Raw genomic sequence first — 14,889 nt, 5'->3', positions numbered from 1 at the left:
TGAATGGCAGGCTGAAATGGCCTTTTTACTACATCATTATTTTGAGGTTCACTGGAACGAAACTTTATGATTCTGGTTAATCAACACGCGTGGTTTCAACGGTTAATTTTGAAGAAATCGCTAAGAAAAAAATCTTTAAAGCCATTAATGAAAGCAAATTGACAGCCTGGAAAATCTTAAAAGAAGCATTTACTGATTTGAAAAATAGAATTGGTAGAGTTCCCTATTTATATGATTTTGTATCCCATCATTCGATTGATCCAGTTGTGATGGTTGATGGAAAAACAAAATCAATTTCAAATTACTATCAATTTCTCTTAGAAATGAAAGAAGAAGTTCCTCCATTAACAGACTACGAAAATAAAGTTTTGACAATGCTGTCACTAGAAATATTAAATGGTAAACGCAAACATGAAATTATTTTGTTGGATTTATTGCTACGAAAACAAGCCGTTAACTATGACGAATATCTCCAACATTTATGCGAATCCAATTGTCTAACAAACGATGAGACAATCGCTTCAGTGAAACGCATTTTTGATTTATCGTTTTTTACTCAAATTGACAAGAAAAAATACGGAGATCAGCCAATTATTATTTTGAATGCAGAGAATGATTTTGTGTTTAATGAGACGATTCAATATAGCCTAAAAGTCAAAGAGTACTTTAAACACTTGGTCACTGATGTTATTCAAAGTGGAAAAGAAAAAAGTACACTTTACCAATGCGATCAGCCGCTTACACTTTATAAAAAATATTCGAGGAAAGATGCCTGTAAGCTCTTAAACTGGAATAGTGATGAAAGGGCAACTATTTTTGGATACAAAACAAAATATGGAACATGTCCAATATTTATTACGTATCATAAAAACGATGAGGTAGAGTCGAGTGTGGATTATGGAGATGAACTTCTTAATCCAGAAGTCCTTAAGTGGTATACAAGAAGTAATCGAACATTGAACTCAGAGGAAGTTCAAACCATTATTCATGCAGAAGAAAAAAACATTGATGTTCACGTGTTTGTGAAAAAAGATGATGATGAAGGCAATGACTTTTATTATTTAGGAAAAGCAATACCCGATAAAAAGACTGTTCAACAAGACACTATGAAAGATAATGATGGAAAAGAACTACCAGTTGTTCATATGAATATGGTGATGGAACAACCTATTGAGTATAGACTCTATCACTATATAAAGAATGGTACAGAAAGCTAAAAATAAATTTTTGGAGACTGGAACGTTACGTACTTGAAAAAGGCCGTGTTGTTTAAGTAATGGTTATATAGGGTGGGAAAAGAGTTCTCTATTATAATAAATCTTTTGATTAATGGTTTTGGTTTTGTTCTTAGGATTTGAGACGATAGTGTAAGAGAGAGGGGGCAGGAGTTCCGTTGAATCCAATCGAACAGGCAACGATAAAGGATGCGGAAGAGATTCTTTCGCTGCAAAAGCTCGCTTATGTGTCGGAAGCGGAGATTTATAACGACTATACGATCCATCCTTTGACACAGACGCTTGAGGAAAGTAAGCAGTCGTTTGAAAGCAGCCTTGTGCTGAAGTATGTGGAGGATGGGAACATTATCGGGTCGGTCAGGGCCTTTGAAAAAGAAGGAATCTGTTATATCGGGAAGCTGATGGTGCATCCGGATCATCAAAATAAAGGGATTGGCAGACGATTGATGCAGGAAATCGAGAGCCGTTTTCCAGGTGCAGTATATGAGCTGTTTACAGGAAGCAAGAGTGTGAAAAACATTTCGCTGTATGAAAAGTTGGGGTATAAGGGCTTTAAGCAGGAGAAGCTGCCGGTGGAGGATACGGTGTTTTTGTATATGAGAAAATAATCTTTATATTAAGGGTTATAATCCCTTTTTGTATTGTTGGATTTTTATGAAGGGAACTTTATTATATACACAATGCGGCATGAGGAGCCAAACAATGAACGACTACGAGTACGATCAATTATTATCGATTCAAACGACGGGCGACCAGTACGGGTTCCCTTCATTATCCCATTATCATCGCTATGAACCGACCCCCTATGAAGGGCTGGAGCAGTTGTTTTCGCGCTGTGAACTGGCGGCGGAAGATAGTTTCGTCGATGTGGGTTGCGGGAAGGGACGGGTTGCTTTTTATGTGCACGACCGCTTTCAGGCGTCTGTAGTAGGAATTGAAATGAATCCGGCTTTTTTCGAAGACGCGCTTCAAAACAAGGCGGGGTATTTGAAAAAAGGGAAGCGAAAAAGAGGAACGGTGGATTTTCAGCGGGTGCTGGCGCAGGAATATGATGTGCAGCCGCATGACAATGTGTTTTACTTTTTCAACCCTTTTTCGGTGCAGATCTTTATGAGCGTCGTTCAGCGCATTCTTTTATCCATCGAGCAGTCACCCCGTCAGGTAACGATTATTTTATACTACCCGTCAGAGGAGTACATGTATTTTTTACAGAATCAAACCGTTTTTGAATGGATGGATGAGGTACGTATTGATGGATTGTATGAACGGAATGAAAATGAACGTTTCTTGATTTTTCAAAGCACAAAAGTATTTTGTGAGTGATCTGAAACGAAAGGAGATTCTGCAGGTGGCTATTATGTCAATGATGAAGGAAGGGAAATTTCCCTGTTTCTTTCGTGCCGCCTGTGCGGCCAAGTTGATAACCAGTCGGTTCGATGTGAAATTCAATATTCCCGGTTTGAGCTGGAGCATTTAGGCAGCTGAAAGAGATAAAAGCGGCCGTCTCAAACATTATTCGAGACAGCCACTTCTTCATTTTTATAGCCGGATTTTCTGATTTTGGGCCGGTATTCTTGCTCTTTTGGCCGGATTGTCAATGAATTCGGCCTTCATGAAGGAGAATCCGGCCTACCACCCGTACTTATGGGACAGTTCCGTTTGTTAACGGTTAAAACGGCTGGTGTTCTGTGTTACCCCGCATCTATTCTCAAGTCTGAAGACGGAGCTTCCAGAAGTTCACGCCATTTTTTAATGGCTGTGACAAGAATAATAAAGCCAAGGACAAGCATAATGATGGATAATGCACTGTTTAACACACTGTAACCTGCCGCTTCTGGATTCAAGTATACGTTTTTGACCATCCAGTAGCCGGCATAGTTTACTGTCACGTACAGGTAAGCAAGCGGAACTAAGCATGTCAGCATATACCGGCGTTTGTCCGCCACTTTTAAAATAACGGTAGCTCCGACGATCAGACCGATGGAAGCCATCAATTGATTGGATACCCCGAACAGAGCCCAGATCGAGCCGATATCACCGGATACGAGGAGATATCCCCACATAAAGCAGGCAAGCAGACTGGCAAAAATGGAACCAGGGAGCCAGTCGACTTTCTTTAATGGCTGGTAAAACTCGCCGAAGAAATCCTGGATCAAATAGCGTGCTACACGCGTTCCCGCATCGATGGCCGTTAAAATAAATACGGCTTCAAACATAATGACAAATTGGAAGAAGTAAGACGCCAAATTGCTGAACCAAGGAATTTCAGTGAAAATATACGTCATTCCGACGGCGAGTGTGACCGCTCCTCCCGTTCTTCCTTCCAGGTTAATGCCGATTTCCTGACTGAGCTGCGGAAGATTTACTACGTCCATGCCGAGTGTACGGAATACTTCCGGTGTAGAGTTGATGGCAAAATAGTCGCCCGGATGGAGAGCGGTGGCAGCAATTAATGCCATGACACCGACCAAACATTCTACAAGCATTGCACCGAAGCCAACCACTTTAATGTCACTCCACCGATCCAGCATTTTGGGCGTAGTACCGGAACCGACGAATGCGTGAAAACCGGAAATCGCACCGCATGCGATTGTAATGGAGATGAATGGCCATACCGGTCCTGCTAAAATCGGACCGCCGCCGTGAACAAATTCAGTTACAGCAGGAAAAGGGATAGCGGGATTAATAATAAAAACGCCAATAATAAGTGCAATAAAAACCCCGATTTTCATAAAGCTGCTTAAATAATCACGCGGCGCGAGCAAGAGCCATACCGGCAGAGCGGCTGCAAAAAAAGCGTAAATCGGCAAAGCCAGTGCCAGCGTTTTAATATCAAGTGTCAGCCAGTCGCCAACAACTGTATTTTGAATATAAGGACCGCTGAAAACCGCCACCATAATCAGCGTAAACCCAATTGTTGAAGCGCCTTTTAAGTTCCCGGTTTTCTTATGATAAAGTCCGACGCCCATCGCAATCGGAATGGTCATGCCAACAGCGAATGTGCCCCATGGATTTTTCTCCAGCGCATGAAGGACAACCATTGATAAGCCGGCCATGGTGATCGTGATAATGAACAGCATCGCCAGTCCAGTGCAAAAACCTGCAACAGGGCCGAGCTCCTGTTTCGCTACTTCAGACAGGGATTGGCCGTTTTTGCGCATGGAAGCAAATAAGACAACGGCATCATGTACAGCTCCTCCGATTACGGCACCAATTAACAGCCAGAGCAAGCCCGGTAAATAACCGAATTGCGCGGCCAAAATAGGTCCAACGAGAGGACCGGCTGCCGCAATAGCCGCGAAATGATGCCCGAAAGTTACCCAGCGGCTTGTCGGAACATAATCTTTTCCATCTTCCAGCACATGAGCAGGTGTTGGTTTTGAATCGTCGAGCTTCAGCACTTTTACGGCCATGAATGTACCGTACAAACGATAAGCGATCATGAGAATACACATAGAAGCAATAACAATTGTAATCGCATTCATTTTGACAAACCTCCTTAATATCACTATATTTTGTAAGTTCATCATACTCCGTGAAAAAATATGGAGACCATTTTATCGGTAGAATGCAGAAAAATAATGATGAACTGCAAAAATAGGAGGACGAAATGCACGGGTTTTTTAAAAGCCGAAAAGCATTTTTATATCTTTTATATACTTCCGGCTGACCGGCACTTTAGAATGGTCTGTCATGATGAGGTTATACGTTGCATTGAACCACGGCTGGATTTCAGCTATATAATTGATATTAACAAGATAGCTGCGGTGGACACGTATAAACGATGGGGTATTGCTCAGCTTTTTTTCCACTGCGACTAAAGAGTCGCCTGTTTTGAACTCGTTCTCCAGCGTTTTGATGATTAATTTGCCCTCAAGAGAACAGACAAACAGAATGGCTGATATATCGATTAATAAAATTTTCTCTTCCACAAGAATGGCTAATTTGCCCGTTTGATCGACAGAATGGGAAGATGAAGCGGGCAGGGCTTCCTTTTTTTTACCGCCAATGAACCGCATGCGTTTTATTTTCGATAATGTTTGCTGAATGCGCGCTTCATCAAACGGCTTTAAAATGTAGTCGAATGCGTCCAGGTCAAACGCCTGGAGCGCATATTCATCATAAGCTGTAGCGAATATGATTGTTGGAACAGGGTCCATGTCCAACAATTGCTCCGCCAGCTGAAGCCCGCTTTCCACTCCCAATTCAATATCCAGAAAAACGAGATCAGGACTTACGGCAGGAATGGTTTTAATGGCTTCTTCCATGCAGTCCGCTTCTCCGACGACTTCCACTTGTTTGCTTCGCTTTAAAAGAAACTGAAGTTCATCTCTTGCCAAAGGCTCGTCATCCACTATAAATGCTTTTAACATTGTCTTCATCTGCTCCTTTTTAAAGGGATAACCATTTCAATTTTTGTTCCCTCATTGGATGTGCTGTGAATATGCAAGGCCGCTTCCTTATTATAAATACCTTCCAGCCGCTTGCTGATATTATAAATAGCTGTACCGGTTCCTTTTGATGAATGGATTGTTTGTTTTCCAATCGGCTCCAATTCCTCAAGCGTGATCCCTTTTCCATTATCTTCGACCGTGATATGGATGTTTTCGCTTTCTTTGCAAATATGGATATCTACAATTCCGCCTTCTTTGATTTGTGCAAAGGCATGATTAATCGCATTTTCCACTAGCGGCTGAAGCGTGAAAGGAGGGATAAGCACCTTCTCCACGCCAGGTTCAATACGAAATGAAACCTGATATTTATGCGGAAAGCGGGCCTGCTCCAACGACAAATAGGCTTTTACATATTCAAGCTCTTTTTCCAGGGGAATAACCATTTGGCGGGCCCCTTGTAAATTACTTCGGAAAAAGATACTCAGCTCCACGAGAAGTTTTCTCGCTTTTTCGATATCGGTACGGCATAAAGCTGAAATCGTGTTTATAGAGTTGAAGAAAAAATGCGGATGTATCTGGGCTTGAAGGGCTTTAATTTCAGCATCTTTTAACAATCTGCTCTGCAGCTCGGCATCCGCCAGCTCTAACTGGGTAGAGAACAATTTGGCCAGTCCTTCCGCCAGTTCCTGCTCTACTTTATCCAGCTTCTCCGGATGTTTAAAATACATTTTCAATGTACCGGCTGTTTTTTGATGAACCTTTAAGGGGAGGACAACCGCCGCCTGTAAAGGACAGTCGTCCTGAAAACAAAAAATTTCTTCCCTTTTTCGGGTAGTCATAATTTTTCCCTGATTGAGCACTTTCTTTGTGAGTCCGGTAGCAAACGCCTGACCGGGAATATGATGATCGGAACCCGCTCCGATATGCGCGAGTACACGATGCTCATTTGTGATGGCGACAGCATCCGCTTCCGTCAGCTGAAGCATAATTTTGGCTACTTCCATGCAGGAATCTTCATTTAAACCTCTGCGAAAAAAGGGGAGTGTCCGATCTGCAATCATGAAAGCGTTGTGCGTTTGCAATGCCCGGGTGCGTTCCTCTTCACGCAGAATGGATTGAATGATAAACATAAAGATTAAGATTCCAAGCCCATTGATGACGATCATGGGCACGCCAATAATTTCAACGAGCGCCCAGGCTTTTTCAAACGGTTTTGTAAAGGCTAAAATAATCATCATTTGAACAGTTTCCAGAGTCATTCCAACCCCGACAGCAAACAAGGGGGTAATGATTCGCTTTTTTTTATACTTTTTTCCTATATAACCTGCCGCGATTCCTGCCAATATAGAGGAAAGAGCACAAGCGCCAGCTGTAAATCCACCCAGCGTATAACGATGTATGCCGGCAATCACTCCAACCCCTAAACCGACAACAGGACCTCCCAGCAATCCGCCGATCCCAACAACCATGATTCTGGTGTTTGCAATGGCATTATCCGGACCCACTTCCATTAGCCAAGTGTTATCAATAAGGGCGTTTTGTTTAATTTCAATCCCCGTGTAATTACTAATTATACTAAATGCACCGAAGAAAGCCGCTAGCAGCCATTTTCCCTTTAATCCGAGGTCATTTTGGACAATCTGGCGGAACGATTTTATTTGCGATAGCAAAAAAGCGATTATCACGATAATGCCAACACGCTCAAGCATTAAAGGAAGTAATTGGATCAATATCATCACCCGTCATTTTTTTCGTTTGTATTAGTTTACAATGGCGGTGAAAGGATTGTCGACACGGAATGAATAGCTGGGAGTCAATCGCTGATGGAAACTTTCCAAAAGTGTTTTTAGGGTGGGCTGATTGAGGAGCAAACAATTCTGCATGGACACTTATATGATTGATTTATCATGAGTTTAAAACATGGGAATGATGGGGTATTCCTTGGAGATGAAGGAACTGGATAAATAAAAATAAACAACGGCTCACTGATTCAGCGGCCGTTGTTTATGTGTGTATTAATCAAGCAGGCCGACCATTTTCAGGCCGTTTAGAATGCCGTCTTCATGCACGTTTGTCGTTACGTGTTTGGCGGCCCTTTTTGCTTCGGCGTGGCCGTCACCCATGGCCACGCTGTTGACGACCGTTTTCAGCATTTCAACGTCGTTCAAGCCGTCGCCAAATGCGTAAATGTTTTCCGGTTCAATGCCAAGCTGATCGATGACTTTTTGAATGCCTTTTGCTTTCGAGCCGCCTGCCGGTATGATATCACAGGAAACGGGATGCCAGCGGATGAAGTCGAATTCAGTAAATTGTTCTTCATACCATTTATCTTCAGGATCTTTGCAGAACAAGAGAGACTGATACAATTCTCTGCCTTCATGGTAATTCGGGTCATGTGCCGGGAATTGGGTAATTTTTAATGATCCCATTCCGACTGTGACATCTTGGTGGTCGGGCGTGTTCACTTTCATATCTTCGTGATCCATATATACAATTGGATGGCTGCGTTCAACAGCGGCTTCAGTCAGCTTCAGCAAGGCTTCTTTATTGAGAGGATTTTTGTAAAGAGGTTCCCCTTTAAAGACAACGTACTGGCCGTTATAGCTGACGAATGTTTCGATGCCGAGTTCTTTCCGCAAGTCTGCAAACATGAACGGTGCGCGTCCTGTTGCAATGGCGACTTCATGTCCTTTATCCTGCAGGTCGCGGATGGCTTGTCTTGTGGAAGCCGGAAGTTTTTTATCGTGATCATACAGAGTACCGTCTATATCGAAAAAAATAATTTTTTGGCTCATGAATATCTCCTCACGTTGTATGAATTTTTCATTCATTTTTTTCATTTTAACAAAGATGGGACAGATGGACAAATTAGGAATTAAAAAAACGGCCCGCTTACGTTCAGCGGCCGTTTGGCTCAATGTGAATATGGGTGGCGCGTATGTCGTGCTCCTGAAGCAGTGCTTCTTCAACGTATTCGGTGATGTCGTGGCTTTCAACGACGTTTAAGTCCGGATCGACTAAAATAACGACATCGACAAATGTGATGTTGCCATGCGAGCGCGCTTTAATGCTCGGAACGCTGCGGACGCCGGGTACTTTTTCGACAGATTTTTGCATGTCTTCAATCTTGTGACGGTCAAACGCGTCAGTCAATGTAAGGGAGGCTTCGGCAAATATATCCCAGGCCGTTTTGAAAATAATTAAGCCGACGATGAACGCGGTCAGCGTATCAAGCCAGTCGACACCGAACCGGGAGCCAATAATCCCGATGAAGGCGCCTATACTGACGAGCGCATCTGAGCGGTTGTCCTGGGCAGCCGCCATGATGGACTGGCTGTTAATTTTTTTGGAAAGCCTTGCGTTGTACATGTAGACGCCATACATAATTACTGCCGCAAACAGTGCTGTCCAGGCCGTAATCATGTCCGGTGTTTCATGATTGGCATGAAACAGCGATGTGCCAGCAGAAATAAGCACCTGGATGGCGACGGATGCCATGATGAAAGCCGCGATCAGGGACGCGACAGTTTCCGCACGAAAATGTCCGTATCGGTGGTTTTCATCCGGCGGCTTTCGGGAGATTTTTAAGCCGATTAAGATCGCAATGGAGGCGATAATATCGGTTGAATTGTTTAAGCCGTCTGCCTTTAAGGCTGCCGAGGCGCCCATCCAGCCGATGGTCAGTTTTAATGTGGAGAGAAACAGGTAGGCAATAATGCTGATCCAGGCGCCGCGCTCTCCTTTTTTGATGTCTTCATAAGCAGTTTCCACGTGAGGGTTCCTCCAGTAAAAATAGTATAACCATCATAACAGCTGCTATTCGGGTGGGTCTACGGCAACATGATTGCGGATGGCATAACAAGTTGCATGCGCGCTACATATGATGAAAAGGGCAACTTCTCTTTCGCTGGATGGACGGTGATAAAACGGGAAGCTGCGTTAAGATAAAGCAAGAGAATGCCCGATAAGTACGGGTGGAAGGCCGAATTCATTGACAATCCGGCTAAAAGAGCAAGAAAACCGGCCCAAAATGAGAAAATCAGGCTATAGAAATGAAAAAAGAGGATGTCTCAATGAGCTTTTGAGACATCCTCTTTTTACATGTATTACTGGTAGTAGCTCCATTCGTGCTCGAAATCAAGACTTAAGTTTTGCAGGGCAGTTCTTTGTTTCACTTCACTGACCGAGAAATAAAATGTTACTGCTTTTTGCTGGTTCGGGTTTAATGTTACACCGGTAAACGGTCTGCTTGCCGCCATGCTGGCAGCCAGTGTGTCACCCGCATATAAATTGTATTTCCCTTTAATGTCAAATACCCGGTTACCCGAATTATTGTATAAAGTAAGGCTCATTTTGATCCGGCCGTCTGACTCATGCTGCGCGCCTTGTATTTCAACTTGTACGCCAGTGCGGAAGCGGTTTTCGAGTGCGCGGGCAACGAATACCGAGAATTCGGTGCGTGTAATGGCTGTGTTTGGTTTAAAGTAGCCGTTATTACCGCCCGCAATACCGGCGCTGCCGAGTGTCAGGGCATATTCATAAAACCAGTCGGTGCTTTTGACGTCTTTAAAGGATGCGGCATATGCCGGGGCCATCGCAAATCCTTCAGCAAGCATTTTGGACATTTGAGCGCGTGTTACTTTGCCAGTCGGGTTGAACTTGGCAGACTTGCTGAAAACACCGTATTTCGTTAACACAGCGATAGCATTGTAGGATGGATACGTTGTTGAAATGTCGCTGAATCCGGGATTCGGTGCCGTTTCGTTCTGAACGCCAAGTGCGCGGGCTAAAATGAGAGCCGCGTGGTCACGCCGAACCGCGTCTTTAATGCCGAATTTCCCGTTTGAATAGCCTTTGATGATGTTCCTTTTAACCAAGTAATCAATCTCATCTTTTGCCCAGTATGAAGCAGATACATCACTGAATCCAGCTGCGGTGGCATATCTTATGTTTGTCTCATCTGTTTGGAAGACTGTGCCGGATGATACACCAGTCCCTGCTGGTTCAACTTCCGATGCCTGCGCTGCCGCAGGTAAAAGCAAAGCAAAAGACAAAACCGCTGAAAGGAAAACATTTACTCTCTTCTTCATCTCCACACCCCTATTTTGTAATAGTCCACACTCATACATATATTAACAAAATACCAATAATTTTCATATGGTGGAAATGAAAAAACAACCTTTATCATGGTTTTTTCATACGGCTTCTTCAACGGCTTCCGTTCGTTTATCAGCGAGCCGCCAGTATAAATGGTGATGTCCCTCTGCGATTTTTACGTTAATACGGAATTCGTTCGTATCGAGTCTGACTTTATGTTCGCGTGCCCATTGCAAAATAGTGCGAAAGGCAAAGGGTATTTCTTCACCTTCCCCATGAAATTCCAGCAATGCATATGAGCCTGGCGGAACAGTCAAACTTGTCATGCCCGCAGGAATAATATCAATTTGATTGACTTCCATCCCAATACAGTGAGTGTACAGCTGACCGGCTCGTTTAAGACAGATATCCATTAAATGTCCATCCGTCTGTCCGGAAATCTGACTTGCTGCTTCTAAAAAACGCGCCGTCCATTCAGGTCTCATTGCAGCGATTTCTTCCTGCGTACCGCTCATTTCAAAGCCTATGACTGTTACGGTCCGCACATTCACAATTTTCGGCATCATTTTAATCAGCTCCTTTTTAACCTTCTCTTTTCCCGCTTTCGTGTGGTTTTACACCGATTCACCCGGGAATACTAACTGTAAAAATAGTGAACGAAAGTTATACAAAAAGGAGTGTTTGTCGGGTGAAAACGGACGTGTTCATTTCCGGAGGCGGTATCTCCGGCCTAATGCTCGGATACAGTCTGGCGCGAAACGGCATTGATGTATTGGTTGTCGAGAAAGAGGCAAAGTCTTCGATTAAATATAAAGGCGAACTGCTTCAGCCGAAAAGCCTCGAGATGATGGATCGAATCGAACTGTACGACGATGTGCGAAAGCACGGCTTTCCGATTCATACGACAGGTATTACGGAGCTGTCCGGCGATCAAGTGATGAAGCATATTACGTATCGCTACAGCGTTGTCGATCATCCGTTTAATGCGGCGCTCATGATTCCGCATGAGACATTAAAAGAATTGATTCGGCAAAAAGCGGAACAATATGAACATTTTCAATACATGCAGCCTGCAAAGTTTACAGGTTTTAAAGAAACAGGGGCTATAAAGAAAACCGCGGTCGTTGTTGGAAGAGAACGTGAGGAAGTACATGTTTCGGCAGATTTTTTTATCGGAGCGGAAGGGCGTTCTTCACCGATTCGGAACATTCTGGGCATTGAACTGAAAGAAACAGAATACAATCATTATTTTTTGACGGTGACGTTTCCCCGGCCTGAATATTTGACGGAAGGCGAAATGGTTGTGCGGGATCATTATTTTCTCGGGCTGTTTCCGCTGCCGGATTTAAAAGTGAGGACAGTTCTGCTCATTAAAAAGGACGAGTATAAGCAAATGAAACGGGACGGGCTTGAGTCCTTTTACCGGTGCTATACGAGTTTGAAGCCGGAACTCGACGGGTACGTTCAAAAGGTCAAGTCTTGGAAGGATATTCAATTGATGATTCCGACACGTCATAATGCGGACCGGTATGTCGGCGGGAACTGTGCGCTCATGGGGGATGCGGTTCATACGGTTCATCCGATGGCGGGCGAAGGGATGAATCTGGCCATTCAAGACGCGTATACGCTCGGGGAATTGCTGTCGTGTATGTATGAAACGGATAATTTGGAGCCGGGACAGCTGAAACTTTACGAACAAGTGAGGAAGCCGCGGGCGGAGCATTTGTCGAAATTGTCACATACGTCCGCGCTCGCCTACTCATACTGGCAGAAACCGTGGCGCGTCATTAGAGCACATGTGTTAAAACGAATAGAACGCGTTCATACGCTTCATTATAAACAGATGTTAAATGTATCGGGTCTTGGCATATGGAAAGATACATGGGTTGACCGGTTTGTTCAAATAGGGCTTCTACCCGGTTTTGTTTTACCGAAAGTGAAAGGACAGGAACGATTATATACAGAGAACGATGACCACCCGTGGAAAAAAGAGGAGGAAGAATGATGATTGCCGAATACCGGAAAATGTGGGAAGCCCGAAATTGGATGAAAAGAAACGAACCTTTTTTACCGACGTGGCATGCATATGTCGGCTACCGTCTGGACTTATTTGAAAAACTTTCCGGCGGGATGAGTATAGAGCAGGTCGTTTCTGAATATGGATATGAAGAAAATTTGCTCCGCTCGTGGGCGGATACGGGTGTTGTGCTTGGCCATTTGAAGCAAAATGGGGATCAGCTTGTGCCATCCAAACAAATGATGCGTTTTTTTACACAAAAGAGCGAGGATGCGATTGGAGAGCTGCTAAAGGAAATGTTTGAAATGCATATGCCGGCGCTGATGAACTACCCGGATATGATTGAAACAAACCGGAAAGGCCATTTTAACGGCGATGATTTCGGCAAAACAGTGGCGGCGACATCCGCTCTTATTGAAAAGCGGGCATTTCCGCATGTTCTGAATGAAATGCAGTTCCGACATCCGCGCTGGGTGCTTGATATTGGCTGCGGCACGGGCGGCTACATTATGAAGCTGGCTCGAAAGATGAACCGCGGGACGTATGTAGGCGTCGATATCAGCAAAGAGGTAATTGATATAGCGCGCGCGAAAGCCGTGCAATGGGGTCTTGAACAGAAGGTGAAATTTTTTTATGCCGATATTAATGAATGGAATGTGCCCGAAAGTCTGTTCGATATCGTAATGATGAACAATCTGCTTCATTATTACGCACCGGATACACGCGGTGATTTGTTTGATCGGGTGGCAGAGCTTTTAAGTGAAAAAGGGTCGATTGTCGTCACCACACCGCTTTATTTGGAAAAGGGCGGCCAGCGTTTTTCAGCGGCGTTTAATTCCTTCATGGAAGCACATAAAAATTTATATCCGCTTCCGAAGCGCGAAGAATTAGTGCGCGATGCTGAAACGGCCGGCTTGAAGCTGAAATCGATGAAAACTGTTGTGAAAGAAGGAAGCTGGTACTGTATGAGTTTTTCGAAAAAGTAAGTATAATGGAGACAAACAGATGAAAAGAGGCGTACAGTATGGCGATTGGATACCTTAACGGGAAGATTATCAGTTCAAATGATCCGGTGCTGCCGATTGACGAGCGCGGCCATCAGTTTGGCGACGGTGTCTATGAAGTGATCCGTGTTTACAATGGGCGCGCATTTATGATGGCGGAACATATGGACCGCTTTTTTAAAAGTGCTGAAGCGATTAAGCTGAATCTAGGAAAAAGCAGCGGAGAGATTTTGGAAATAGTCCATGATTTGATTGAGCGGAGCGGATTTCGGGACTGTGATGTTTACATGCAGGCTACGCGCGGCATCGCGCCCCGAAACCATTTATTTCCGAATGTACCTGCGTCGATTTCAATGACAGTAAAGCCGTCAAAATATGTGGACGAAGAGATTCGGTCAAACGGGGCAAAAGTGAAGCTGCTTCCGGATGAGCGCTGGCAAAACTGCTGGATTAAATCGCTGAATCTACTGCCGAATATTTTAGCGAAACAAGAGGCGTTTGAAGCAGGTGCCCTTGAAGCCGTCCTGATTCGTGAAGGGTATATTACAGAAGGCTCAAGTTCGAACTTTTTCATTGTAAAAAACGGAGAAATATGGACGGCACCGGCGACCAATCATATATTGCATGGGATCACACGCATTGCAGTGAAAGAAATGGCATCAGAGCTCGGTATTCCTTTACGGGAGCAGGCTTTTACACCGGATGAAATGTTTGCGGCAGACGAAGCATTTATCACAAGCACGACACAGGAAATCTTACCGGTGGTGGAAGCGGACGGACAGAAAATAGGAGACGGCAAGCCCGGTAAGGTGGCGCTGAAACTATATGAAAGGTTTTTGGAGAAAATTTAAGTAAAGCGGAACGATCTCATAAGTTGCTGCTGTCGGATGGAAGGCCGGATTCTACTTCATTTAGGCCGATTTGTTGATATTAAAGCCGGATTCACCGACATTCCGGCCGAAAGAGCAAGAAAACCGGCCCAAAATCAAAAATTCCGGCTATAGAAAGTGCAGAAGGGGGATGTCTCAAAAGCCTCTTAAATGAAGAAAATACGGCGGGTTCTTGAAAAGGACCAGCCGGATTTTTTCGTTTGCCGCCGTTTTGCCACTGAAACTGGCGGTTCAACTGCGCCTGTTTCAGGA

General features: G+C 44.2%; 12 protein-coding genes and 1 pseudogene. 6 read left to right on the top strand and 7 right to left on the bottom strand.

Features of this window, described 5'->3' with window-relative positions:
* Positions 1 to 92: 92 nt before the first annotated feature.
* From BTO30_RS16335 to BTO30_RS16325, 3 genes and pseudogenes are all read left to right on the top strand, one after another.
* A pseudogene (locus BTO30_RS16335) lies at positions 93 to 1,217 on the top strand (DUF3427 domain-containing protein); the annotation flags it as partial.
* Between the two features lie 176 nt (positions 1,218 to 1,393).
* Complete coding sequence (locus BTO30_RS16330; RefSeq protein WP_075399756.1) at positions 1,394 to 1,843, top strand: GNAT family N-acetyltransferase; 450 nt, start codon at positions 1,394 to 1,396, stop codon at positions 1,841 to 1,843.
* A gap of 94 nt (positions 1,844 to 1,937) precedes the next feature.
* Positions 1,938 to 2,558 (top strand): class I SAM-dependent methyltransferase, encoded by a 621-nt coding sequence (locus BTO30_RS16325; RefSeq protein ID WP_075399755.1) that lies wholly within the window; start codon positions 1,938 to 1,940, stop codon positions 2,556 to 2,558.
* 368 nt (positions 2,559 to 2,926) lie between these two features.
* Here the strand turns inward: BTO30_RS16325 and cstA are convergent, their stop codons facing one another.
* The 7 genes from cstA to BTO30_RS16290 form a co-directional block, all read right to left on the bottom strand.
* A complete protein-coding gene (gene cstA, locus BTO30_RS16320; protein ID WP_075399754.1) occupies positions 2,927 to 4,720 on the bottom strand; it encodes a carbon starvation protein CstA in 1,794 nt (597 codons plus the stop codon).
* A 138-nt stretch (positions 4,721 to 4,858) separates the two neighbouring features.
* Positions 4,859 to 5,608, bottom strand: coding sequence for a LytR/AlgR family response regulator transcription factor (locus BTO30_RS16315; protein ID WP_075399753.1), 750 nt, complete (start codon positions 5,606 to 5,608; stop codon positions 4,859 to 4,861).
* Positions 5,609 to 5,613: 5 nt separating this feature from the next.
* Positions 5,614 to 7,359 carry a sensor histidine kinase gene (locus BTO30_RS16310; RefSeq protein WP_075399752.1) on the bottom strand — a complete coding sequence of 582 codons (1,746 nt, stop codon included), beginning with the start codon at positions 7,357 to 7,359 and terminating at the stop codon, positions 5,614 to 5,616.
* 285 nt (positions 7,360 to 7,644) lie between these two features.
* Positions 7,645 to 8,424: a Cof-type HAD-IIB family hydrolase gene (locus tag BTO30_RS16305; protein ID WP_075399758.1), complete on the bottom strand. Its 780-nt coding sequence runs from the start codon at positions 8,422 to 8,424 to the stop codon at positions 7,645 to 7,647.
* Between the two features lie 103 nt (positions 8,425 to 8,527).
* Complete coding sequence (locus tag BTO30_RS16300; protein ID WP_075399751.1) at positions 8,528 to 9,400, bottom strand: cation diffusion facilitator family transporter; 873 nt, start codon at positions 9,398 to 9,400, stop codon at positions 8,528 to 8,530.
* Between the two features lie 335 nt (positions 9,401 to 9,735).
* Positions 9,736 to 10,719, bottom strand: coding sequence for an S-layer homology domain-containing protein (locus tag BTO30_RS16295; RefSeq protein WP_075399750.1), 984 nt, complete (start codon positions 10,717 to 10,719; stop codon positions 9,736 to 9,738).
* A gap of 105 nt (positions 10,720 to 10,824) precedes the next feature.
* On the bottom strand, positions 10,825 to 11,292 hold the full coding sequence (locus BTO30_RS16290; RefSeq protein WP_075399749.1) for a GyrI-like domain-containing protein: 468 nt from the start codon (positions 11,290 to 11,292) through the stop codon (positions 10,825 to 10,827).
* Positions 11,293 to 11,414: 122 nt separating this feature from the next.
* On the opposite strand from BTO30_RS16290, the gene BTO30_RS16285 reads away from it, so the two are divergent.
* The 3 genes from BTO30_RS16285 to dat are packed head-to-tail and all read left to right on the top strand — an operon-like array spanning position 11,415 to position 14,598.
* Positions 11,415 to 12,731, top strand: a complete 1,317-nt coding sequence (locus BTO30_RS16285; RefSeq protein ID WP_075399748.1) for an FAD-dependent oxidoreductase — start codon at positions 11,415 to 11,417, stop codon at positions 12,729 to 12,731.
* The gene (locus BTO30_RS16280) at positions 12,728 to 13,729 is read left to right on the top strand and encodes a class I SAM-dependent methyltransferase (RefSeq protein WP_075399747.1); all 1,002 of its coding nucleotides are present in this window, start codon (positions 12,728 to 12,730) and stop codon (positions 13,727 to 13,729) included. The genes BTO30_RS16285 and BTO30_RS16280 overlap by 4 nt, the downstream gene beginning before the upstream one ends.
* A 38-nt stretch (positions 13,730 to 13,767) precedes the next feature.
* Entirely contained in the window at positions 13,768 to 14,598 is an 831-nt protein-coding gene (gene dat, locus BTO30_RS16275; protein ID WP_075399746.1) for a D-amino-acid transaminase, read from the top strand.
* Positions 14,599 to 14,889: the final 291 nt, after the last annotated feature.

The organism is Domibacillus antri (assembly GCF_001936625.1).
GTDB lineage: Bacteria > Bacillota > Bacilli > Bacillales > Domibacillaceae > Domibacillus > Domibacillus antri.
Note: the sequence above shows the minus strand (reverse complement) of the source record. Positions and strands in the feature narration are given on the sequence as shown.